The sequence below is a fragment of the Hymenobacter metallilatus genome (genome assembly GCF_003944705.1).
In the GTDB taxonomy this organism is placed as follows: domain Bacteria; phylum Bacteroidota; class Bacteroidia; order Cytophagales; family Hymenobacteraceae; genus Hymenobacter; species Hymenobacter metallilatus.
This window is the reverse complement of record NZ_RWIS01000025.1, coordinates 1-21,154: the sequence shown is the minus strand read 5'-3', so window position 1 is coordinate 21,154 and position 21,154 is coordinate 1. Positions and strand designations below refer to the sequence as shown.

Annotated in this window: 16 protein-coding genes; 9 read left to right on the top strand and 7 right to left on the bottom strand. The window is 57.9% G+C overall.

Going from position 1 to position 21,154, the window contains the following annotated elements:
• Positions 1 to 338: 338 nt before the first annotated feature.
• Positions 339 to 857 carry a hypothetical protein gene (locus tag EI290_RS22170; RefSeq protein ID WP_125433832.1) on the top strand — a complete coding sequence of 173 codons (519 nt, stop codon included), beginning with the start codon at positions 339 to 341 and terminating at the stop codon, positions 855 to 857.
• 193 nt (positions 858 to 1,050) lie between these two features.
• Here EI290_RS22170 and EI290_RS22165 read toward each other — a convergent pair whose 3' ends face one another.
• Both EI290_RS22165 and prfA read right to left on the bottom strand, forming a co-directional pair.
• On the bottom strand, positions 1,051 to 2,577 hold the full coding sequence (locus EI290_RS22165) for a hypothetical protein (protein WP_125433831.1): 1,527 nt from the start codon (positions 2,575 to 2,577) through the stop codon (positions 1,051 to 1,053).
• Between the two features lie 151 nt (positions 2,578 to 2,728).
• Positions 2,729 to 3,799, bottom strand: coding sequence for a peptide chain release factor 1 (gene prfA / locus EI290_RS22160; protein WP_125433830.1), 1,071 nt, complete (start codon positions 3,797 to 3,799; stop codon positions 2,729 to 2,731).
• A 421-nt stretch (positions 3,800 to 4,220) separates the two neighbouring features.
• Here prfA and thrA point away from each other — a divergent pair, with 421 nt between their 5' ends.
• The 5 genes from thrA (at position 4,221) to EI290_RS22135 (ending at position 11,468) form a co-directional block, all read left to right on the top strand.
• Positions 4,221 to 6,662: a bifunctional aspartate kinase/homoserine dehydrogenase I gene (gene thrA / locus EI290_RS22155; RefSeq protein ID WP_125433829.1), complete on the top strand. Its 2,442-nt coding sequence runs from the start codon at positions 4,221 to 4,223 to the stop codon at positions 6,660 to 6,662.
• A gap of 160 nt (positions 6,663 to 6,822) precedes the next feature.
• Entirely contained in the window at positions 6,823 to 7,791 is a 969-nt protein-coding gene (locus EI290_RS22150; protein WP_125433828.1) for a homoserine kinase, read from the top strand.
• A 128-nt stretch (positions 7,792 to 7,919) separates the two neighbouring features.
• Positions 7,920 to 9,212 carry a threonine synthase gene (thrC, locus tag EI290_RS22145; RefSeq protein ID WP_125433827.1) on the top strand — a complete coding sequence of 431 codons (1,293 nt, stop codon included), beginning with the start codon at positions 7,920 to 7,922 and terminating at the stop codon, positions 9,210 to 9,212.
• Between the two features lie 192 nt (positions 9,213 to 9,404).
• The gene (locus EI290_RS22140) at positions 9,405 to 10,082 is read left to right on the top strand and encodes a c-type heme family protein (RefSeq protein WP_185817122.1); all 678 of its coding nucleotides are present in this window, start codon (positions 9,405 to 9,407) and stop codon (positions 10,080 to 10,082) included.
• Between the two features lie 111 nt (positions 10,083 to 10,193).
• The gene (locus tag EI290_RS22135; RefSeq protein WP_125433825.1) at positions 10,194 to 11,468 is read left to right on the top strand and encodes an NAD(P)/FAD-dependent oxidoreductase; all 1,275 of its coding nucleotides are present in this window, start codon (positions 10,194 to 10,196) and stop codon (positions 11,466 to 11,468) included.
• Positions 11,469 to 11,534: 66 nt separating this feature from the next.
• Here the strand turns inward: EI290_RS22135 and EI290_RS22130 are convergent, their stop codons facing one another.
• The 3 genes from EI290_RS22130 to EI290_RS22120 form a co-directional block, all read right to left on the bottom strand.
• Complete coding sequence (locus tag EI290_RS22130; RefSeq protein WP_125433824.1) at positions 11,535 to 12,311, bottom strand: exodeoxyribonuclease III; 777 nt, start codon at positions 12,309 to 12,311, stop codon at positions 11,535 to 11,537.
• A 95-nt stretch (positions 12,312 to 12,406) separates the two neighbouring features.
• Positions 12,407 to 12,763: a hypothetical protein gene (locus tag EI290_RS22125; protein ID WP_125433823.1), complete on the bottom strand. Its 357-nt coding sequence runs from the start codon at positions 12,761 to 12,763 to the stop codon at positions 12,407 to 12,409.
• Positions 12,764 to 12,766: 3 nt separating this feature from the next.
• Complete coding sequence (locus EI290_RS22120) at positions 12,767 to 13,144, bottom strand: carboxymuconolactone decarboxylase family protein (protein ID WP_125433822.1); 378 nt, start codon at positions 13,142 to 13,144, stop codon at positions 12,767 to 12,769.
• A gap of 135 nt (positions 13,145 to 13,279) precedes the next feature.
• Here EI290_RS22120 and EI290_RS22115 point away from each other — a divergent pair, with 135 nt between their 5' ends.
• Positions 13,280 to 13,984 carry a ComF family protein gene (locus EI290_RS22115; RefSeq protein ID WP_125433821.1) on the top strand — a complete coding sequence of 235 codons (705 nt, stop codon included), beginning with the start codon at positions 13,280 to 13,282 and terminating at the stop codon, positions 13,982 to 13,984.
• Positions 13,985 to 14,146: 162 nt separating this feature from the next.
• On the opposite strand, the gene EI290_RS22110 is transcribed toward EI290_RS22115, so the two are convergent.
• The gene (locus tag EI290_RS22110) at positions 14,147 to 15,406 is read right to left on the bottom strand and encodes an SUMF1/EgtB/PvdO family nonheme iron enzyme (protein WP_185817121.1); all 1,260 of its coding nucleotides are present in this window, start codon (positions 15,404 to 15,406) and stop codon (positions 14,147 to 14,149) included.
• A 68-nt stretch (positions 15,407 to 15,474) separates the two neighbouring features.
• Positions 15,475 to 16,536 (bottom strand): PorP/SprF family type IX secretion system membrane protein, encoded by a 1,062-nt coding sequence (locus EI290_RS22105; protein WP_125433820.1) that lies wholly within the window; start codon positions 16,534 to 16,536, stop codon positions 15,475 to 15,477.
• A 250-nt stretch (positions 16,537 to 16,786) separates the two neighbouring features.
• On the opposite strand from EI290_RS22105, the gene EI290_RS22100 reads away from it, so the two are divergent.
• Positions 16,787 to 19,870 carry an AsmA family protein gene (locus EI290_RS22100; RefSeq protein WP_125433819.1) on the top strand — a complete coding sequence of 1,028 codons (3,084 nt, stop codon included), beginning with the start codon at positions 16,787 to 16,789 and terminating at the stop codon, positions 19,868 to 19,870.
• A gap of 116 nt (positions 19,871 to 19,986) precedes the next feature.
• Positions 19,987 to 20,826 carry a DUF4382 domain-containing protein gene (locus tag EI290_RS22095; RefSeq protein WP_125433818.1) on the top strand — a complete coding sequence of 280 codons (840 nt, stop codon included), beginning with the start codon at positions 19,987 to 19,989 and terminating at the stop codon, positions 20,824 to 20,826.
• Positions 20,827 to 21,154: the final 328 nt, after the last annotated feature.

Below are 21,154 nucleotides of genomic sequence, written 5' to 3'. Positions count from 1 at the left end.
TCCTTACGCCAACGGTGCGCCGTGCTGGTGCGCAAGTCCTGCTCGTTCAGTCGCTGCTTGGCCATGCACCACGTGCGCATTCAACTCGTCATTGACGAGCACAACCGACGATGCACCACAGCTTAGATCACCACCGATGTTTTTAGCTATATTGATGGAGCCACAAATGTTTACCACAGTGTGATCATTACGGGATATGACCGAAACGACCCGACTACAGTCTACTATTTAGATCCCGAAACTGGTTCTTTAAAAACAGGTAACGGTCCTAATTTATTCGCTAATTCACACTACGCCATTCCCATAACTGGCTGCCACTAACTAAGAACCTTTCCGCCATGCATTCCTACTTGAAAATAACTTTCTGTTTAGTGCTTCTTAAGTCAACTGCCATTCTCAGTTACGGACAGGCAAAAAGTGTTATCAAGAAACAGCACGACATTAAATCAGCACTTTTTATACTGAATACTAATATCATCGCCAATGGATTTGTCGCGCGCCTTGACCCCAAAGATTTCCAAGGTATAGCCCTGTACAACAATCAAGACGCACCTGGCGCATTGAAAGATCTAAACCCAGGGGGCGTCGTGGTTATTACCTACAACGGGCGCGTAAAGAGCGAATCGTTTGCGGAGCTAAGCCGGCGGCTGGGGTTACAAGGCTCTATAAGCTTTGTACTTAACGGCCATACGCTTGACGCCGCGCAAGTTGCTACCTTACGCATTGTTCCCGAGGCTATCGACCAAGTGCGCACCACGTCAACGCCAGGAATTTCTGGCACGGTGGTTAATATCAGCCTAGTTGAAGCAAAGTCAAACAATCACAAAACAGCTTCTGGTGCCACAATGATTCGGTGAGCATGAGCAGCCGTTTCGAAACTACACAGGTCGCAATGGATATTACCTATTAGGCCTATTCTATACGTTTGGCGGTGGTCTAAGTGATAGTCTGTCGTCGGTTATGCCCGTCAATGACGAGTTGGATGTGCACATGGTGCGCCGTCACTTAGATTACCAATCTAATTTTACCTTTCACCTCCCCACCTCTACCTCACGGATTCACTCGCTCATAGGCCCCAATATCCGGGGTGGTGGGGTTGCGGGGGCGGTTGAGCAGGTCGCGGGTAAGGCCCGGCAGCGGCAGCGCTTTGTTGCTGGCCGGCGAGAGGGTATCAAGCTGAAAATCCAGGGCTTTGCCCCGAAAGCGCAGGGGCGTACTTTTGAACAGGTAGCCAGGCCCTTCGGTGGGGTTGAGAATATTCCCGTTTTTGCGCTGCCCCAGCGCCCCAGTGTTGTCGTATTTTTTGGTTTTCAGCACACTGTTGCTGATGCTGATGTTGCCGGCGTACTGCTCGCCATCTACAAACTCCAGCTCTTCTCCTTCCCGCATCGAGCCCCATACAATGGCATTGCGCATTGTCAGGCTGGGGGCCGCCGTTTTCACCTGATTGTTGATTTTGAGCGTAGAAGCCAGAATAACGGACGGGGTGAGCCGGTTGGTTAAGGTAGAGTAGTTGGCTATGGTGCAATAGTCTAGTTGCAGACTACTTCCCAACAGTCCTTCCACGGCATACTGCTCACAGTTCGCCATCAATACGTTGCGGGCCGTAAAATTGCCTGATAAAGCCAACAGGGCCGCTCCATCCAGCGCAACTTGCACGCCCGCATTGGTAAAGGCCTGTTTGGCGCTGCTGATGTTCTGAATGATGGAGTTTTCTACCGTTACGCTCGGGAACGGGCGCAGCACTCTGGGGTTGAGCACCAGCAGCCCAAAGGCGCTGTTCTTGATGTCGGTGTAGCGCACCACGTTGTCGCGGCTGCTCGACAGGAACCAGATGCCGCCCCACTGCCCCGGCGTTTCCTGGTAGGCCGCCTCGCGACGGTCGCCCTGAAAGCGCACCACGTTACGGTCCGTGGGCTTCAGCTCGCCGGCCGGCTGAAACGTGGCATTGCACAGCAACTTTCCTCCCACCAGCAGGGCCGCACCAGCGTGGCTGTAAATGCGCGTGCCCGGCTCAATGGTTAGCGTAATGGCCGAGTCCACGAAAGCGTAATCATAGATTACGTGGGGCTTATCGGCCTTCCAGATGGTGTTGCGCCGGATTTCTTCCCGGTTGTGGAAGTAGGCGTTCTGTCCATAGCTAAGCACCTTTACCACCTGTTCGTTGCCATTGGTCAGAAACTTCAGGTCGTCTACTACCAGAAAGGGCTTGAGGTCGGCGGGGGTGGGGTCGATGGTGGCGCGCACCAGCACCAGCACGCTATCCTTGCCCCGGATTTCCACGTTGCGGGCCGTCAGGGTAGCGTCGCCGTTCACCAGCAGGCTGTAGGTTACGCCGGGGCGGTTCTGCAGACTGATTTCCGAAACCCGCACGGCCCGGACGTTGCGGTTGTACACCCACAGGCGCTTGCTCACGGTACCCACTGAGGTGAATACGGTGTCAAACTTCACCGTATCCTCGGCAAACTCCAGCTTGGCGCTGCTGTCCGTGGTCAGCAGGTCCTCCTTGGGCTCACAGCCGGGCAGCACCACCACCAGGGACGAGAGCAGCAGGAAAAGCGGGAATAGAAAGCGCATATGGGAAAAATAGAGCTCCTGGAAAAGTCGTCATCCTGAGCGAAGCCAAGAACCTTATCAAAGCTGAACGAACCGGCTCAGGCAAGTCGTTCGGGCGCAACAAGGTTCTTGGCTCTGCTCAGGATGACAAACGATTGGGTAGTTAGTTAAATTACACCACGCCTTCCTGCAGACGCTCGGCGCTTTCGGCAATGCGCAGCTGCTCCACAAACTCGTCGATATTGCCGTCCATTACCGACGACAGGTTGTACACCGTCAGGCCGATGCGGTGGTCGGTTACGCGGCCCTGGGGGTAATTGTAGGTACGGATTTTATCCGACCGGTCGCCACCGCCAATCATGCTCTTGCGGGCCGCGCCTTCGGCTTCGTTCTTTTTGGCCAGCTCAATTTCGTAGAGGCGGGAACGAAGTACCTGCAGGGCTTTATCAAAGTTTTTGAGCTGGGACTTCTGGTCCTGGCACTGGGCCACAATGCCGGTGGGCAAGTGGGTGAGGCGCACGGCCGAGTAGGTGGTGTTTACCGACTGCCCGCCGGGGCCCGACGACATAAACAGGTCCTTACGCACCTCGTTCATATCAATCTGCACGTCCAACTCCTCCGCCTCGGGCATCACCACAATGGAAGCCACAGAGGTATGGATGCGGCCCTGAGTTTCGGTGGCCGGCACACGCTGCACGCGGTGCACCCCCGATTCAAACTTGAGCTTACCGTACACGTCCTCGCCCTTCACGGCCAGAATAATTTCCTTGTAGCCGCCCGAGGTACCTTCGGTAGCATCTACCAGCTCCATCTTCCAGTTTTGCTTTTCGGCGAAGCGCATGTACATGCGCTGCAGGTCACCGGCAAAAATGGCGGCCTCATCACCGCCGGCCCCCGCCCGGATTTCCATGATGATATCCTTGCTGTCGTTGGGGTCTTTGGGAATGAGCAGCTCCTTAATAACGGCCTCCAGGCGCTCCTGCTCCGGGTACAGGGCTTCCAGCTCTTCCTTGGCCATCTGGCGGAAATCCTCGTCCTTTTCGGTGGCAATGACTTCTTTAGCGCCGTCGATGTTGGCCAGCACGTTCTGGTAGGCCTTGTACTCGGTCACAATTTTGCCGAGGTCCTTGTATTCCTTATTGAGGGCCTTAAAGCGTTTCATGTCGCTCATGGCTTCGGGCTGAGTAAGCTGCTCGCTCACGTCCTCAAAGCGCTGTTGGATGGCCTCCAGTTTATCTAGCATCTTGCCTTCAGAAAATGTATGGGGAGTGCAAAGGTACGCAAACGCCGCCGAGGTTATATACGGCCGAAACTCCTGAGAAAGAACCGCCTCATCATGTCCGCGGCTGCTTGGGGCGGCTACCCGTGCCGGGCCCGTAGAAATCGTAAATATTTCTATAGCCAACTCTTGCCCGTTCCAAATAATTCCTACTTTGCGGCCATCAACCCCGCGCTTATGGTCCGGCCCCGTGCTATCCATGCTCTGAACTGCGCACTGCCAATTGCTACAATTGGTACCGGGACAACCGTGACTACAACCCGCTGAGCGGGCCGCGGAACTCCTTTTTATCCTCCACTTCGCCGCCCGCTTCGCCGGAAGGCTCCCCCAAGGAGCCGCCCGGCCCGAAGCGGGCTTTTTCTTGCCCTATATGCAGCTGAATGGTATGCTGGTTTTGAAATTCGGAGGCTCGTCGGTGGCGACGGCCGAGAACATGAGCAAGGTAGTAGCCCTGGCCGAAGCGGCAGCCCGGCAGCGGCCCACGGTCGTGGTGGTGTCGGCGTTGGGTGGCGTAACGGATGACCTGATTGCCGCCGGCCACCGCGCCGCCGCCGCCGATGCCTCCTACCGGGAGCTGCTGCTGGAGCTGGAGCAGCGCCACCTGGGAGCCGTGCGGGGTCTGCTGCCCATTACCGGCCAGAGCAGCGTGCTGAGCCTGGTAAAAACGCATTGCAATGAGTTGGAGAGCCTCTGCGACGGTGTATTTGCCCTGGGTGAGCTGTCGGCCCGGACGCTGGACCGGCTGGTGAGCTACGGGGAACTGCTGTCGTCGCGGCTGCTGGCGGCGGCGCTGGCGGCCCGGGGCACGGCCCACCAGTGGCTGGATAGCCGGCAGCTGATCCGGACCGATGCCCGCCACGGCCACGCCGCCGTGGACTTTACCAGCACCAACCCGCTTATTCAGACGGCCGTGACGGGCGAGGTGCCCCTGTACGTGGCCCCGGGCTTCGTGGCCAGCGCCCCCAACGGCAGCACCACCACCCTGGGCCGAGGCGGCTCCGACTATACCGCCGCCATTTTTGCCGGGGCTTTAGGGGCGGAGCGGCTGGAAATCTGGACGGACGTGAGCGGCATGATGACGGCCGACCCGCGCCTGGTGCGCGCCGCCCGGCCTATTCCGCGCATCAGTTACCAGGAGGCCATGGAGTTGTCGCACTTCGGGGCCAAGGTGCTGTACCCGCCCACCATTCAGCCGGTAATGCGCTCGGGCATTCCGCTCTGGATCAAGAATACCTTTGCCCCCGAGGATGCTGGTACGCTGGTAGAGGTGAGCCCGCCGGCTAATCAGGCCTTTGTGCGGGGCATTTCCAGCATCGGGCCCATTGCCCTGCTGCGGCTGGAGGGCAGCGGCATGGTGGGCGTGCCGGGCTTTTCGCGGCGGCTGTTTGCGGCCCTGGCCCGGGAGCAGGTCAATGTCATTCTCATCACCCAAAGCTCCTCGGAGCACTCCATTTGCGTGGCCGTGAGCACCCCCGATGCCGACCGGGCCCAGCAGGCCGCCAACCAGGAGTTTGCCCACGAAATCAGGGCGGGCCTGCTGGACCCGCTGGACCGGGAGGATGAGCTGGCTATTGTGGCCCTGGTGGGGGAGCAGATGAAAAACCACCCTGGCATCAGCGGCCGACTGTTTGGGGCCCTGGGCCAAAATGGGGTGAACATCCGGGCCATTGCACAGGGCTCCTCGGAGAAGAACATTTCCACCGTGATTCGGCAGCAGGATGTGCGCAAGGCCATTAATGTACTGCACGAAACATTTTTTGAGGCCACTACCCGGCAGGTGAATGTGGTGGTAGCGGGCGTGGGCAACGTGGGCCGCAAGCTGTTGCAGCAGCTGCAGCGGCAGCAACCCTGGCTGCGCGAGAAGCTGCGCCTGAACCTGCGGGTGGTGGGCTTGGCCAACAGCCGGCACTTTGTGCTGGAGGAAGAAGGCATGGACCTGGCCAGCTGGGAAACCGCCCTGGCCGCCGGGCCGCCCCTCAGCCTGGATCAGCTGACGGAGGAAGTACTGGCCCTGAACCTGCGCAACACGGTGTTTGTGGACGTAACGGCCAGCGCCGAAGTAGCCCAGGTATATGCCAAGCTGCTGGCCCGCTCGGTGGCCGTGGTAGCCTGCAATAAAGTGGCCGCCTCCTCGGAGTATCAGCATTATGCCCAGCTGAAAAGCCTGGCTCAGGAATTTAATACCCAGTTTTTGTTTGAAACCAACGTGGGTGCGGGCCTACCTATTATCGGGACGCTGGGGGACCTGCTGCGCAGCGGCGACGAGGTGCAGCGGATGCAGGCCGTGCTGTCGGGCACGCTTAACTTCGTGTTCAATACCTACGACGGCACCCGGCCCTTTGCCGAGGTAGTGCGCCAGGCCCAGCAGGAGGGCTACACCGAGCCCGACCCCCGCCTGGACCTAACTGGCGTGGACGTAGCCCGCAAAATCCTGATTCTGGCCCGGGAAGCCGGCTATGCGCTGGAAATGCACGAGGTACAGAATGAATCTTTCCTGCCCGCCGCCTGCCTGCAGGGCGACGTACCCGCTTTCTATGAGCAGCTGGCCGCCCACGAAGCCCACTTCCGGAGCTTATATGACGGGGCCGCTGCCCAGGACAAAAAGCTGCGCTTCGTGGCCAGCTTTGCCGCGGGCCAGGCCCGCGTGGGTCTGGAAAGCGTAGCCCCCGGCCACGACCTGTACTCCTTGCAGGGCAAGGACAACGCCGTGCTCTTTTACACCAACCGTTACGTGGAGCAGCCCCTGGTGATTAAAGGCGCCGGGGCCGGAGCCGAGGTTACGGCCTCCGGCGTGTTTGCCGATGTACTGCGGGCCGCGCAGGGGTAAAGGGAGTTTTGAATGATGAGTGCTGAGTGCTGAGTGCCGAATTAGCAGTACAGCCACTAACTACCTCCCTGCCATTTTTCCTTCTCCTATCCAGCCAATTACCGCCATTTATAACCCATAATTCATAACCCATAATTCATAACTCAACTCTCCCCCACCTATGTTGCCCACTCCATTCAGCTCTCCTGCTTCATCCCTCAACTCTAACGCCATTACCGTTCTCGCCCCGGCAACCGTGGCCAATGTGGTGTGCGGGTTTGATGTGCTGGGGTTTGCCTTGCGTGAGCCCAACGACAAAATGCAGTTGCGGCTCACAGCCGAACCCGGGGTGCGCATCATCAACGACGATGCCTTCGGTCTGCCTACCGAGCCCACGCGCAACGTGGCCGGCGCGGCGTTGCTGGCCATGCTGCGGGCGGCCCCGGAGGTAGCGGGCGTGGAGGTGCGTATTCGCAAGCGCATCCGGCCGGGCAGCGGCATCGGCAGCAGCGCGGCCAGTGCTGCCGGGGCCGTGGTGGGGCTGAACCACCTGCTAGGCGGGCGGTTCAGCCGGGCCGAGCTGGTGGAGTTTGCCATGTACGGGGAGGAAGTGGCCTCCGGCGTGCGCCACGCCGATAACATTGCCCCGGCCATCTACGGCGGCGTCACGCTCATTCGGGCTACCACGCCCACGCCCGATGTGGTGCCCCTGGATGCCCCACCCCTGTTCGTAACGGTGGTACACCCCCAGATTGAGGTAAAAACTGCCGACGCCCGGCGCATACTCCGGCAGCAGGTTCCGCTGCGCGACGCCATCCGGCAGTGGGGCAACGTGGGGGCTCTGGTAGCCGGCCTGCTCCAGCACGACTACGCCCTCATTGGCCGCTCCCTGGAAGACGTGATTATCGAGCCGGTGCGCAGCATCCTCATTCCGGGGTTTCAGCAGGTGAAGGAGGGCAGCCGCGCCGCCGGGGCCCTGGGCGGGGGCATATCGGGTTCCGGCCCGTCTCTGTTCATGCTCAGCCAGACCGAGGCTACTGCCCAGGCCGTGGCTGAGGTAATGCGCACCACTTATGTGCAGCTTGGCCTGGCGCATTTCATCTACCAGACCACCATTAACCCAATAGGCTGCCAGATTCTGCCCGATTGATGTAGGGACGCGCCACGGCGCATCTCGTCGTTGAACGACCCGCACCAGCAGCAACCCAACAACAGCAGCAACGAGGAGGCGCGCCGTAGCGCGTCGCTACATCGGCCTCCCCACACAAGCCAACCGCCATGCACTACTATAGCCTCAACCGCCAGTCGGAGCCCGTTGATTTCCGGACGGCGGCCGTGGCGGGCCAGGCCCCGGATGGGGGCCTGTACTTCCCGGAAACCATTCCGCGCTTTCCAGCCGGCTTCCTGGAACAGCTGCCCCGGTTGAGTTCCGCCGAAATTGCCCTGACGGTGCTGCGGCCTTACGTGGGGACTTCTATTCCGGAGCCGGAGCTGGCCCGTATCTGCGCCGAAACCGTAAACTTTCCGCTGCCGGTAGTGCCCATAACCGAGCGCATCAGCGCACTAGAGCTATTTCATGGGCCTACGCTGGCGTTTAAGGATGTGGGGGCGCGGTTTATGAGCCGCTGCCTGGGTCACTTCTCCCGCCACGAAACCCGGCCCGTTACGGTACTGGTGGCTACTTCCGGCGACACCGGTGGGGCCGTGGCCAGCGGCTTTCTGGGTGTGCCGGGCGTGGAGGTAGTCATCCTCTACCCCAGCGGGCGGGTAAGCCCCGTGCAGGAGCAGCAGCTCACGGCCCTGGGCCAGAACGTGCGGGCCCTGGAAGTGCGCGGTAACTTCGACGACTGCCAGCGGCTGGTAAAGCAGGCCTTCCGCGACGCAGCGCTGCGCCAGCGCCGCCAGCTTACCTCAGCCAACTCCATTAATGTAGCCCGCTGGCTGCCCCAGCAACTGTACTACGTGACGGCCCTGGGGCAGTGGCCCCACGCCGCCCCGCCCGTGGTGGCGGTGCCCAGCGGCAACTTCGGCAACCTCTGCGCCGGTTTGCTGGCCTACGCCTCGGGGCTGCCGGTGGTTCATTTTGTGGCCGCCTGCAACCAGAACGATGCCGTGCCCCAATACCTGACCTCGGGCCGGTACGCAGCCCAGCCCGCCGTGCCCACGCTGTCCAACGCCATGGATGTGGGCGACCCGAGCAACTTCGGCCGGATTCTGGAGCTGTTCGGGCACCAGCACCCGGTGTTGCGGCAGCTGCTCAGCGGGTATGCCGTGTCGGATGCGGATACTTCGGCTACCATTGCGCGGGTTTTCCGGGCAACCGGTTACGTGCTTGACCCCCACGGTGCCGTGGCCTACTATGCGCTGGCCGACTACCTGCGCCAGCACCCGGAGCAGCGCGGCATTTTCCTGGAAACGGCCCACCCCGTCAAGTTTCCGGAGGCTGTGGAAGCCGCCACCGGCCAGGCAGTACCCATCCCCGACGAATTGCGGGAACTGATGCAGCAGCCCAAACAAAGCACCCTGCTGGAGCCGGAATACGAAGCCTTGCGGGCATATTTGTGGGAGTAAATGCGTTGTTGCCGGTTGTACCCTTTGTCATCCTGAGCAGCGCGAAGGACCTCACCCCGTTTGAACGGTTTACGTTAAAACGACTCCGCGAATCCCTCCGCGTACCTCCCGGGAACCGCCACCTGAACGACGACAACGGGGCCAAGGTCCTTCGCGCTGCTCAGGATGACAACTTTAATATCCTCCCTTGTTATGCGCTTCCTACTCCGTCCCGCCCTACTCCTGCTCCTACTCGCCGCCTGCCGCCCCGACCAGGTGGAGCACCTCAGTAACACCAAAGAGCTGGCCGTGGAGGCGGCTAACTGGGAAGTCAAGCGCATTATGCCCAAGGATTTGCTCCGGGCCACTGCCTGGGCCGGCGACTCGCTCACGCGCACTGCCGAGCGGGAGCTACGCCAGGTACTTGCCCAGAAGCTGGAAGCCGGGGGCGTAGCCGCCGCGCTACCCTATTGCCACCCCGAAACCCTGCCTGCAACCGATTCGTTGGCCAAAACCCTGCAGGCCTCTCTGAGCCGCGCTACCACCCGCCCCCGCAATCCGGCACATCGGGTCACCCTTTCGGCCACCGAGCAAAACCCTGCTGATACTACGCGCCGGGTAGCCCGGCCTGGCACTGAGGAGTTTACCTATCAACGTCCCTTGGTTCTCAACGACCAGTTATGCCTGCGCTGTCACGGCATTGTGGGAAAGGATATTACGGCTTCGGATTACGCCCTCATTCAGAATCGGTATCCTCAGGACCAAGCCACCGGCTACCAGTTAGGCCAGGCAATGGGCGTATGGCGCGTGAGCCAGCAGCGCCCCGGCGTGGCCGAGTTCTGGACGATGAAGACGCGCAAGGTGATGAAGAAGCGTAAGCCCCTGTTCTAAATCCCAGATGCAGACGGCTGGCGCGAATTGCACGGATTTGAGCAGCAGTATGCCCCAGCCGACTAGAGCCGGGGTTTAACCTTTTGGCCGTTTTTTCAGTTTGCGCGGGGTATGAACACTGCTGACTCTACTCAATTACCGGTACTTATTATTGGCGCCGGCATGGCCGGGCTGGCCTGCGCCTGCTACCTGCACCGGGCCGGGCGCCCGGTGCTGCTGCTGGAGGCAGCGGATGCCGTGGGCGGGCGGGTACGAACCGACGTAACGCCGGAAGGCTTCCGCCTCGACCGGGGCTTCCAGGTGCTGCTCACTCGCTACCCCGAGGTAGAGCGCCTCATCGACTATGGGGCCCTGAACTTGCAGGCTTTTCGCTCCGGGGCGGTTATCCGCCTCCCCGACGGGCAGCAAACTACGCTTCAGAACCCCTTGCAGCAGCCTACGGCCGCATTTTCGGCGCTTACTTCGCGCATCGGCACCCTGCCAGACAAGCTGCGCATTGTGAGTATGGTGCAGCATGTCCGCCGCTTTACCAGTGAGCAGCTGCTGAGTCGCAACTCCACCAACAACCTTTCTACCGTAGATTTTCTGCGGCAGTATGGCTGGAGTGAGCAGATGATTCAAAACTTCTTCCGTCCCTTCTTCGGAGGGGTGTTCCTCGACCGGAACCTGAGCACGGCCGCCAACTTCTTCGAGTTCGTGTTCAAGCAGTTTGTGGAAGGGGAGGCGAGTATTCCGGCCCTGGGCATGCAGCAGATTCCGGAGCAGCTGGCCGCCCGTTTGCCCGCCGGCAGCCTCCGCCTGAACACCCGCGTCCGCTCCCTGGAGGGCACCACCGTGCGCCTCGAAACCGGCGAAACGCTGCAGGGTGCGGCGGTAGTTGTGGCCGTTGATGGGGAAGCCGCAGCCCGCTTGCTGCCGGCGGCAGCTTCCTCTTCCCTGCCGTGGCGGCGCACCACTTGCACCTATTTTGCCGCTTCCGCCGCCCCCGGCCGCCCCGATAAGCTGCTGCGCCTGAATGCTTCGCCCACCGCCCTGGCCCATAACGTAGCCTTCCCCTCGGAAGTAGCCCCGGGCTATGCCCCGGCCGGGCAGCGGCTGATATCCATCAGTACCCACGGGGAGCATGGCCTGACTGAAGCCGAGCTAACCGCCCGGCTGCAGCGGGAGCTGGCGGAGTGGTTTGGCCCGGAGGCTGCGCAGTGGCGCCATCTGCGTACCTACAATATTCCGTACGCCCTGCCCGTATATCCCGCCGGCCAGGCCGCCCGCCAAATGCTGAAGCTCCAAGCGGACCAGTACCGCTGCGGCGACCATACGGCCTACCCTTCCCTCAACGCCGCCCTTGCCTCCGGCCGCGAGGTAGCCCATATGATTTTAAGCGCTTAAAAACTCCTGCCTTGAGTAAAACTGCACCGGGCGGCCCACACTACTTTCAGGCTGCCCGGTGCGGGTTTAGGCGTTGAAGTCCAGCACCACCTGGGCCGGGCAATGGTCGGAGTGCACCACATCGTGCAGCAAATCGGCGTGGTGGATATGGGGCACCAGGGCGTTGTCAACCAGCAGATGGTCGATGCGCCAGCCCACGTTGCGGGTCCGGGCCCCGGCCCGGTAGGTCCACCAGGAGTACCGGTCGGGCACCGGGCCGTGGTGGTGGCGGAAGGAATCGGTAAAGCCGTCAGCCAGAAAATCCCGGAACCACTGCCGCTCCTCCGGGGTGAAACCGGGGCTGTTCTGGTTGGTTTTGGCGTTGCGCAGGTCAATTTCGGTCTGGCAGCAGTTGTAGTCGCCCACAATAACCAGCGGCCCCACACCGGCAGCCTGCAGCTCCCGCACGTAGCGCCGGAAAAAGTGCAGCCACTCTACTTTAAATGCTTGGCGCTCCGGCCCACTGGTACCCGAGGGCATATAGGTGTTCAACACCGAGCACTGGGCAAAATCCAGCCGGAGCACCCGGCCTTCGTCATCGTAGCAGCTGTGCCCGCAGCCTTCCACCACGGCCAGCGGCTTCTCCAGGCTGAAGGTAGCCACCCCGCTGTAGCCAGGTTTCTGGGCCGGGTGCAGGTAGGCATGGTAGCCCAGGTCCGTCAGCGCCGATACATCCAGCGGCTCCCGCCCGGCCTTGATTTCCTGCACGCAGAGCACATCCGGCCGGGTGTGCGTCACCCACTCGGCCAGGCCTTTGCTGAGGGCTGAGCGGAAGCCGTTGAGGTTGTAGGAGATGATGTGCATTTGCTTGATTGTTGAATGGCTAAGTAGTTGAATGGTTGGATGGTCAGTCGTTTTGAAGAATTAGTGAGCGGCCAACCGTTCAACCATCTAGCCATTCAGCCATCCATCGAGTCGAAATATTCCAAAATATGCCATTTCAGCATCCGCTCCTGCTCTTTCAGGTTGCTGAAAGGCAATGGCTGCAGCAGGCGGTAATGGGGCCAGCCCTCCTCGTCTACCCGCTCCAGCTCGTAAAACCCCGAAAAGCTGAACAGCCGGCAGGTGGCAATGTGCATGAGGTCCTGTTTCTGCTCCTTGGTAAACGGCCCGGCCCCCTGGCCCAGCTCCTGCACACCAATTAACAGCAGCAGGGCGTTCATATCGGGCTTTTTGCCGAAGCGGGCGCGCATCTCATTCATCAGCTCCCACCAGCGCTGCTCAAACTGGGACTCGGTTTCCTGCGGATCCAGCATGGGTTAGGCGTTGTGCAGATGCTCAGGCGCGGGCGTAGCAGCCTCCTCTTTCAGGGCCTCCCAGTACTCCACGGCCCGGCGGAAATGCGGAATCACTATGCTGCCCCCAATAAGGTTGGCAATGGCAAATACCTCGTACACTTCCTCGTCGGTGAGCTTTTCCTCAAAGCACTTGCCCAGGTGGTACTTGATGCAGTCGTCGCAGCGCAACACCATGGAGCAGGCCAGGCCCACTATTTCCTTGGTTTTGACGTTGAGCGCACCTTCCTGGTAGGTGTTGGTGTCGAGGTTGAAAAACCGCTTGATGACTTTGTTATCGGCCGCCAGGATTTTTTCATTCATCCGCTGGCGGTAGTCATTAAATTCGGAAACGAGGCTCATCTGAAAAACCGGTTATGTAAGAGGCAGACAACTCCCCGGGCTATTCCGGAAGTCGGCTTTAAACCTTAAAATTAGGGAGAAGTTTCCCGTGCCCCGCAGCCCGTCTGCTATTCCTGCGGTATCCAGCTTACATCCATGTTCTTACCTACTATTTTATCCGATTTCGTTGGGCTACTTTTCCCGCGCGTCTGCTTGGCGTGTCAGGAGCCTCTGGCCCGTGGCGAAGACCACATCTGTACTACCTGCCGCACGCAGCTGCCTTACACCGACTATCATCGGCTAGCCGCTGCTGACAACCCGCTGGCCCGTCGTTTTTGGGGCAAGCTTCCCATTCGGCACACGCTTAGTTACCTCCGTTTTCAGAAGCACGGTCGGGTGCAACACCTGCTACATCAACTCAAATACCGGGGCCAGCAGGATGTAGGCCGCATTTTGGGTCGTTGGTACGGGCAGGAGCTCACGGCCGCTGGCTTACATACCGATTTCGATCTGATAGTACCCGTACCTCTGCACACCCGCAAGCTGGCCCAACGGGGCTATAACCAAGCCGATAGTTTCGCTGAAGGGTTAGCTACCGGCCTGCAATTACCCTGGCAGGCAGCAGCATTGCAACGTACCACCTATACTAATTCTCAAACCCGCAAGAACCGCATCCAGCGCTGGCAAAACGTGGAAGCTGTATTTGAAGTGACGCATCCGGAGGTAGTGCAGCAACAGCGCATTTTGCTGGTAGATGATGTACTAACCACTGGTGCTACGCTCGAGGCCTGCGCGGCTGCGCTGCTGGCCGCCGGTGCTCTGCAGGTAAGCATTGCTACCATTGCCACTGCCGACCGTTAATCACGACGCAGATGCAGATAACCCGACTAATATAGCTTCATCTTGTTTATCAGAGTAACAACAAAATAAAACAGGCCGCCCAAGTTGGGCGGCCTGTTTCGTTCGTCAGCGTTGCCCACGAAATCCGTGGGATTCGCAGAAAATCCGGGTAATCCGTGGTGCTTATTTGTTCGATCCAGCGTTGATCATAGCGCAACGGAAACCGATAGTAGCCGTAGCCGAATCTTCGGCCATGAAACGGCGCGTACCGGGCGAGAGCCAATACGCTACATCGCGCCACGAGCCACCTTTGTACACCCGCACGTGGTCGTCGATAAGCGACTGGTATCCTTTCTTATCGTACTTCTCCGATGGGTCAAGGAAGCCGTTTCGGCGGAAGGGGTTCAGATCTTCCACATCTTCGTACGAGAGCGGCCGGTAGATATCCTGTACCCACTCGTTTACGTTGCCCGACATGTTGTACAGGCCATAATCGTTGGGTGGGTAGTTGTAGATGTACTCCGTAATCATGGCACCGTCGTTCAGCGAACCGGCAATACCGGCATAGTCGCCGCGGCCACGCTTAAAGTTAGCCAGGAACTGCCCCATATTCTTACCGTAGGGATTCCGCACCTGACGACCATCCCAAGGATAGATTCGCTTATTTTCCTGGTTTTCGTTACCAGTTTCCTGGGTACCAATGAGGGCCTGAGCGGCGTATTCCCACTCCGCCTCTGTGGGCAGACGGTAGTTGGGCAGAGTATTCCCGTTTTCGATGGCAATCTTGGTTCCGCCGCCTTCCGAAGTGCCTTCGGCCGCGTCGCCACCTTTGTTTTTCTTTCTGCCAAACAGCCCGCCACCTTTGCTGCTGCCACCACCGTCTCCTTCGTCACTTTCACCAGCCAGACGCTCATTTACCTTAGCCGTACGCCAGGTGCAATAATCGTTAGCCTGTAGCCAGCTTACGCCAACTACCGGGAAGTAACGGAAACCAGGGTAACGCAGGTAATAGTCTACGTACGGGTCGTTGAATGACAACTCCCGGGCCCACACCGTGGTATCGGGCAGAGCCGACTGGTAGAATTCCTCGGAGGAGTCCTTACGCACGTAGTGAAGGTATTCCAGCCAGTGAATGTTGGCCACCTCAGCCTCATCCATGTAGAAGGAAGCCAGCGTTACCGTGCGCTCCAGGTTGTCGTGGGTCATGGCAATGTCCTCTTCGGCGGAGCCCAGCACGGTGCGGCCGCCTTCGATAAACACCAGACCGGGACCATCCGGGATGCCCTGGTAGTCAGACACCTTCATGCCTTCCTCGGTATTGTACTCAATGCCCGTGGTGGAGCTGTACTTACCGGGTTTGGTAGCCGTGGGCGGTCCGCCCTTACAAGCGGCCAGTGCGCAGGCTCCCACTACAGCAAAGCGCAGGTACTTGGAAAAATTCATGATCAAGTTGAAACTACCTGTTAGAAAAGCGTTTAGACAAGGCAAGTCGGCTGCAATAATACAAAATTTTAGAAGGCTGGGCAAGGAATTGTCGGGTAATTTCGGCGTTTTAGCCGGCGCCAGGCTGCTTCCAGCGAGTCGAACTCCCGGAGGGCCAGAGAAATTTCGTGTGCTCCCCCTAAATCTGAGCTGAACTGACTGAGACTCATATCATAGCTGTAACCGATCCGAAAGCTCCCCACTCCGACCCCGGCAATGGCTGTTAGCACCTGTTGCGGCCGCAACGAACCGGGTAGCGGAACTCCCCGGTAAACAGCTCCTAAGGTGAGCGGTGTAGCCGTAAAGTACAAACCAGCTTCGGCCCGTTGTGAGCCGCCCTGTCGGGTATAGTTCACTACCGGGGCCAGGCTGATTTCCTTGTATTCCCGCTTCACCGTGGTTCGCACAAGGTACACCTTATACCCACCTTGCAGCGCCAGCCGTAGCGGCAACGAGGACTGCGTGACAAACCCCAGGTTGGGCTGGTTCAAATGATGGGCGGCGGCCCCCACCCAAAATCGTTCAGTGTAGAGCAAACCCCCTATCCCGGCCGTAACGTAATGAACTGGCTTGTAGTCGGCTACCTCCAGGCTGTAGTCACGCACTACTCCATCATCCGAGAGCTGGTCACCGAAAACCAGGTTACCGTAGCTCACGCGCTGTAATCCGTAGCTCACGGAGGCACCACCGCTTACACTCAATTGTTCATTCAGCCGCACATGATAGGCGTACACGCCTCCGGCCTGAAATCGGGTGTAGCCCACACTGCCGGTCCGGTCGTAGTTGACCAGCAGGCCGGCGGCGCTGTGCTGGTCCCGAAAACGATAATCAGCCGCTAGCTGGCTGGTTTGGAAAGTGCCGGCCAGAGTTGGGAACTGGTTGCGGTAGCTTAGCGTGATGCTGTAGTCATCGAGCAGGCCAGCGTAGGCCGGATTTTGTTGCATCCGGTTTGCATAAGGCTGAGCAAAATACAGATCCTGCGCTTGGGCGAACTGCACACAACCTATTACGCCTGCCACCGACAGCAGCCACTGCCCGCACGTGCGTAGCAGCTGATTACAAAGGTGATATGAAAGGCAGGATACCCGCATAAGCTACGTCACTAACGGCGGTGGCAGTTACTTTGGTACATGGTCACCAGCCGATGAGGGTCTAAAATGGGATTTTCTTTCCTGATTTTCGGCACCATGCAGCATAGTGGCTTCGTTTAAGCAACTTTCGGCACACCTTTCCTACTCTTCCTGCCAGCTCGGGGCTCTGTTTCAGCCTACTTTTACCTGCTATGGGGCCTGATGTGGCGACAGACTGTCTTTCTGATTTTCTCTTTTCTTCTTTTCCACTATGCGTAAATTCTTTGTCGGACTACTGCTTGTTTTGGTAGTACTGGTAACTGGCGTAGCGTTAGCTCCGGTGCTGTTCAAAGATAAAATCAGAGCTGCCTTTGATAAGCAGCTGGCTCAGCGCGTGCGGGCTCAGGTGCAGTACGATCCCGCCAATGTGGACGTAACCTTGCTCAGCACCTTCCCCAACTTGGCTTTGCGCCTCAACCAGCTGCGCATCATTGGTCAGGATTCTTTCGCGCGCGATACGCTGGCTTATTTGCCCGAAGTGCGGGTTGGGCTGGATTTGATGAGCGTAGTACGCGGCAGTCAGATCAAAATCAAAAACATTACGCTGGAGCAGCCCGACCTGCATATCAAAGTGCTGAAAAGCGGCCAGGCTAATTGGGACGTATACGTTTCGGATTCGGCAGCGGCGGCTAAAGGACAGGATACCACGGCCGTTAACCTGGCTATTCAGGGTTGGCAGATCAACAACGGACGCCTGCGCTATGAGGATTTGAGCATTCCGTTCGGCATGCAGCTGCGCGGGGTAAACCACTCTGGCTCCGGCGACTTCGAGCGAAATATCTTCGATATGGTGAGTCAGACCACTGCTGAGAGCTTCTCTATGCAGTACGATGGCACGGAGTACGTGACCAACAAAAAGCTGGATGCCGACGTGACCATGGCAATGAACCTGGAAAAGATGCTTTTCACCTTCAAGGACAACCAGGTGAAGCTAAACGATTTTCCGGCCACCTTCCAGGGCACCATTGGCTTGCCCAATGCCACCGATATTACCTACGACCTCACTTTTAAGGCCCTTGAAACCGATTTCCGGAATATTCTGAGTTTAGTGCCCGGCGCGTACACCAGTCAGTTTAAAGACATAGAGGCTACCGGTAAGGTGGCGTTTGATGGCTACTTTAAAGGCGTGCAGAATGCAGTGAAGATGCCTGGCTACGGTTTGAATCTGGTGGTGAAAGATGGTAGCTTCCACTACCCCCAGTTGCCCCAGCGGGCCCGCAACATCAACGTAGATATGGCGGTGGATAACCCTTCAGGCTTTACCAACAATATCAAGGTAAATGTGAAGCAGTTCCACCTCGACCTTGGCACAAACCCCATTGACGGCCGCGTGGCCATCGACGGGTTGGAGCCGATGAAAGTGGACGGCCGCGTGAAAGCCAACGTGGACCTAACCGAAATGATGAAGGTGTACCCTGTTCAGGACTTGCTGCTGCGCGGCAAGCTGTTTGTGGATGCCACGGCCCGAGGTACGTATTCAAAGGCGCAGATGCCAGTCGTACAGGCTGCGCTGAACCTTACCAATGGCTACGTAAAGAGTAAGCAGTTCCCCGCTCCCATCGAAAACCTTACCCTCAATGGCACCATCACAAACCCCACCGGGCAGCTCAACGACACCCGCGTGAGCATTCCGCAGTTCCGGATGCTGCTGGATGGCGAGCCGCTGGAAGGCCGCATAGCTACCCAGGGTGTAGATAAATTGACCTTCGACACCGATGTGAAAGGCACTGTAGACCTCACCAAGCTCACCCGCATCTTCCCGCTCCAGGGCATGACGGTTACGGGCCGCCTCAACGGCAACGTAGCCGCCAAAGGCAACATGGCCGACATTGAGGCCGGCCGCTACCAGACGGTGGTGGCTTCAGGCACTGTACAGGCCCGCAACGTCACCTATAAGAGCACTGACTTGCCCCAGGGCCTGAAAGTAACGCAGGCTACGGCCACTTTCAACAACAACCAGATTGCTCTCCAGAATATGGTTGGCGCAGTTGGCTCTTCCGATATTGCGGCATCCGGCACCCTGTCCAATTACTTGGGCTACCTGTTCACGCCCGGCCAGCCGTTGCGCGGCAACCTGGCGGTCAGTAGTTCCCGCTTTAATGTGAATGAGTGGATGGTAGACGAGGTAAGCGGCCAGACCACCGCCACTGGCGGCACCCCGCCCGCCACCGCCCAGGGAGTTCTACAGATTCCTAAGTTCGTGGATCTGACGCTGAACTCTACCGTGGGCCAGGTCGTGTACGATAATCTGAAACTCGACAACGTGAAAGGTACCGTCACGGTCCGCGACGAGGCCGCTACGCTGTCCAATCTCACCTTCAACACCCTTGGCGGCGCGTTTGCCACAAATGGCAGCTACAGCAGCAAAAACCTAGCGCATCCCAGGTTTAGCTTCGGCCTTAACATTAAAAACCTGAATTTCCAGAATGCCTTTAAGGCATTTAACTCTATCAAAACGCTAGTGCCGCTGGCCTCTCAGGTAGATGGTGTGTTCTCCACTGCTTTTAATGTAAGTGGTGAGATGGGCCCCGATATGATGCCGGTGTATAGCAGCCTCACCGGTAAAGGACTGTTTGAGATTGTTCGGGCCGCTGTAGGCAACTCTCCTGCCCTCAACCAAATCAGCAACCTCACTCAATTTCAGGAGCTCAAGCGACTGGTAGTAGAAAATAAAGATGTGGCGGCCGAAATTCTAAATGGCAATTTCATTGTAAAACCTTTCGATTTTACTGTGGGTCAGATCAAAATGACAGTAGGCGGGTCCAGTAATGTAAGTGGCAACCTTGAGTACGTAACCGCCCTTAATGTGCCCACTGGCCAAGTTGGTAATCAGCTCAACGCAAAGCTTACTCAACTTACGGGCGTACAGAACCTGAAGGGTACTGACCGGGTAACCCTTGGCCTCACTATTGGAGGCTCTATGAAAAACCCGGTTGTAAAGCTGACCACCGGCAGCGTAAAGGCCCAAGCGAAAGACCTTGTGCAGAATATCGTACAGGCCAAAGTAGACGACGCCAAGCTTAAGCTGCAGGCACAGGCTAAAATAGCCCAGGACAGCCTCCAGCGTGAGCTACAGCGCAAGCAGCAGGAGCTAGCCTCGAAAGCGCAGCAAGAAATAGAAAAGAAACGTTTGGAGGCACAGGCCAAATTGCAGGACAAAGCCAAGCAAGGTCTTAACAACCTGATCTTCGGCAAACCGAAGCCAGCCCCAGTCAAAACCCCTGATACCCCAAAACCAGCACCAGAAGAGACAACTTCCCCGCCCAAAGCTGATAGTACAGGAACCGGGCAATAGAATTTTGCACTGTTCGCTGAACCCACGCTACTTGGCCGATTTCTTGCAACATCTCAACAGCTGATACCTCGTACAGGTATCAGCTGTTCTTTTTTGTTCACTTCAACGCCCGTTCTATGATGCTGCGTCCGCTCACCTATGCTCTGCTGTCTGCACCACTTCTGTTTGCCGCATGCAACAATGATAATGACTCCTCTGACAGTTCAAAGCTGGAAGTCCGACTGATGGATGCCCCAGGCGATTTTCGGGCAGTTATCTTGGATGTACGCCAGATAGAGGTACATACCCGAGAGGAAAGCAACCCCGATGGTTGGCAGATTCTTCCTTTTCAGATGCAAGCCATTAATGTATTGGAGTATGTTAATGGGCGCTCTGCATTGCTGGTCAGTACCGATTTTGAGCCCGGCGACCTAAAGGAAGTTCGCCTTATACTCGGCCCTGACAGTTACGTTATTGGCCGCGACGGTCAGCGGTACGATTTAAAAACCCCAAGTGGTCAGACTTCCGGTATAAAATTGAAACTGGATAAAGCTACCCTCCGCGCCCGTGAAACTTACCAGCTTCTCCTAGACTTCGATGTGGCCAAATCTATTGTAGAGCGCGGGAATTGGAAGCCTGGCAACGATAAGAAAGAACGTTACCTTCTCAAGCCAGTAATCCGCGTAGTCGCTCAAGATATAAAGGGTGGTCTACGTGGCAGTGTCACTCCTGCTGCAACATTGCCACAAATTCTGGCTATCCGTTCCTCTCTTACCCTTCCCGATACCTTCAGCACATCCGCTGATGCAACAGGTGCATTCCAGTTAAGTGGTATTCCGTCTGGCACCTACCGTATCGAGTTCTTTCCAACTACCACTGCCCCTAATGGCCAGGCAGCCTATAAAAATGCGGTGCGCACCAATATATCCGTAGTTAATGAGCAAATGACTGATATGGGTCAAACTGCTTTACAGTAAGACTGTATGTAAAGGTCTGAAAACATAATGCCTGCATCACGCTGAAGGCCTTCAGCGTGATGCAGGCATTATGTTTTCAGACCCAGGCTGCATTCCATACCGCATAAGAAAATCCGCTCTTAATGAGACAGGCATTTTTATGCGGCATAGAACGCGGCCAAGTTACTTATATCCCCTTTCCTTCCGCCGCTTTGGCTGGTGGGGGGGGTAAAACAGGAACTGCCCCGCGCATTTCCCCGGGAAGGGAAACGCAGCGGGGCAGTTCGCCGTGATAAGGTTGGCGGCGACCGACTCTCCCACCGGTGAAGGCAGTACCATAGGCGCTCCG

What these genes read in the sequence shown, in the direction of transcription:
- EI290_RS22140 (WP_185817122.1), top strand. Translation starts at nt 9,405, where the DNA reads ATGCGCTTCCTACTCCGTCCCGCCCTACTCCTGCTCCTACTCGCCGCC.
- EI290_RS22110 (WP_185817121.1), bottom strand. Translation starts at nt 15,406, where the DNA reads ATGAATTTTTCCAAGTACCTGCGCTTTGCTGTAGTGGGAGCCTGCGCA.
- thrA (WP_125433829.1), top strand. Translation starts at nt 4,221, where the DNA reads ATGCTGGTTTTGAAATTCGGAGGCTCGTCGGTGGCGACGGCCGAGAAC.
- EI290_RS22170 (WP_125433832.1), top strand. Translation starts at nt 339, where the DNA reads ATGCATTCCTACTTGAAAATAACTTTCTGTTTAGTGCTTCTTAAGTCA.
- EI290_RS22130 (WP_125433824.1), bottom strand. Translation starts at nt 12,311, where the DNA reads ATGCACATCATCTCCTACAACCTCAACGGCTTCCGCTCAGCCCTCAGC.
- EI290_RS22100 (WP_125433819.1), top strand. Translation starts at nt 16,787, where the DNA reads ATGCGTAAATTCTTTGTCGGACTACTGCTTGTTTTGGTAGTACTGGTA.
- EI290_RS22150 (WP_125433828.1), top strand. Translation starts at nt 6,823, where the DNA reads ATGTTGCCCACTCCATTCAGCTCTCCTGCTTCATCCCTCAACTCTAAC.
- EI290_RS22095 (WP_125433818.1), top strand. Translation starts at nt 19,987, where the DNA reads ATGATGCTGCGTCCGCTCACCTATGCTCTGCTGTCTGCACCACTTCTG.
- thrC (WP_125433827.1), top strand. Translation starts at nt 7,920, where the DNA reads ATGCACTACTATAGCCTCAACCGCCAGTCGGAGCCCGTTGATTTCCGG.
- EI290_RS22105 (WP_125433820.1), bottom strand. Translation starts at nt 16,536, where the DNA reads ATGCGGGTATCCTGCCTTTCATATCACCTTTGTAATCAGCTGCTACGC.
- EI290_RS22135 (WP_125433825.1), top strand. Translation starts at nt 10,194, where the DNA reads ATGAACACTGCTGACTCTACTCAATTACCGGTACTTATTATTGGCGCC.
- EI290_RS22120 (WP_125433822.1), bottom strand. Translation starts at nt 13,144, where the DNA reads ATGAGCCTCGTTTCCGAATTTAATGACTACCGCCAGCGGATGAATGAA.
- EI290_RS22125 (WP_125433823.1), bottom strand. Translation starts at nt 12,763, where the DNA reads ATGCTGGATCCGCAGGAAACCGAGTCCCAGTTTGAGCAGCGCTGGTGG.
- EI290_RS22165 (WP_125433831.1), bottom strand. Translation starts at nt 2,577, where the DNA reads ATGCGCTTTCTATTCCCGCTTTTCCTGCTGCTCTCGTCCCTGGTGGTG.
- prfA (WP_125433830.1), bottom strand. Translation starts at nt 3,799, where the DNA reads ATGCTAGATAAACTGGAGGCCATCCAACAGCGCTTTGAGGACGTGAGC.
- EI290_RS22115 (WP_125433821.1), top strand. Translation starts at nt 13,280, where the DNA reads ATGTTCTTACCTACTATTTTATCCGATTTCGTTGGGCTACTTTTCCCG.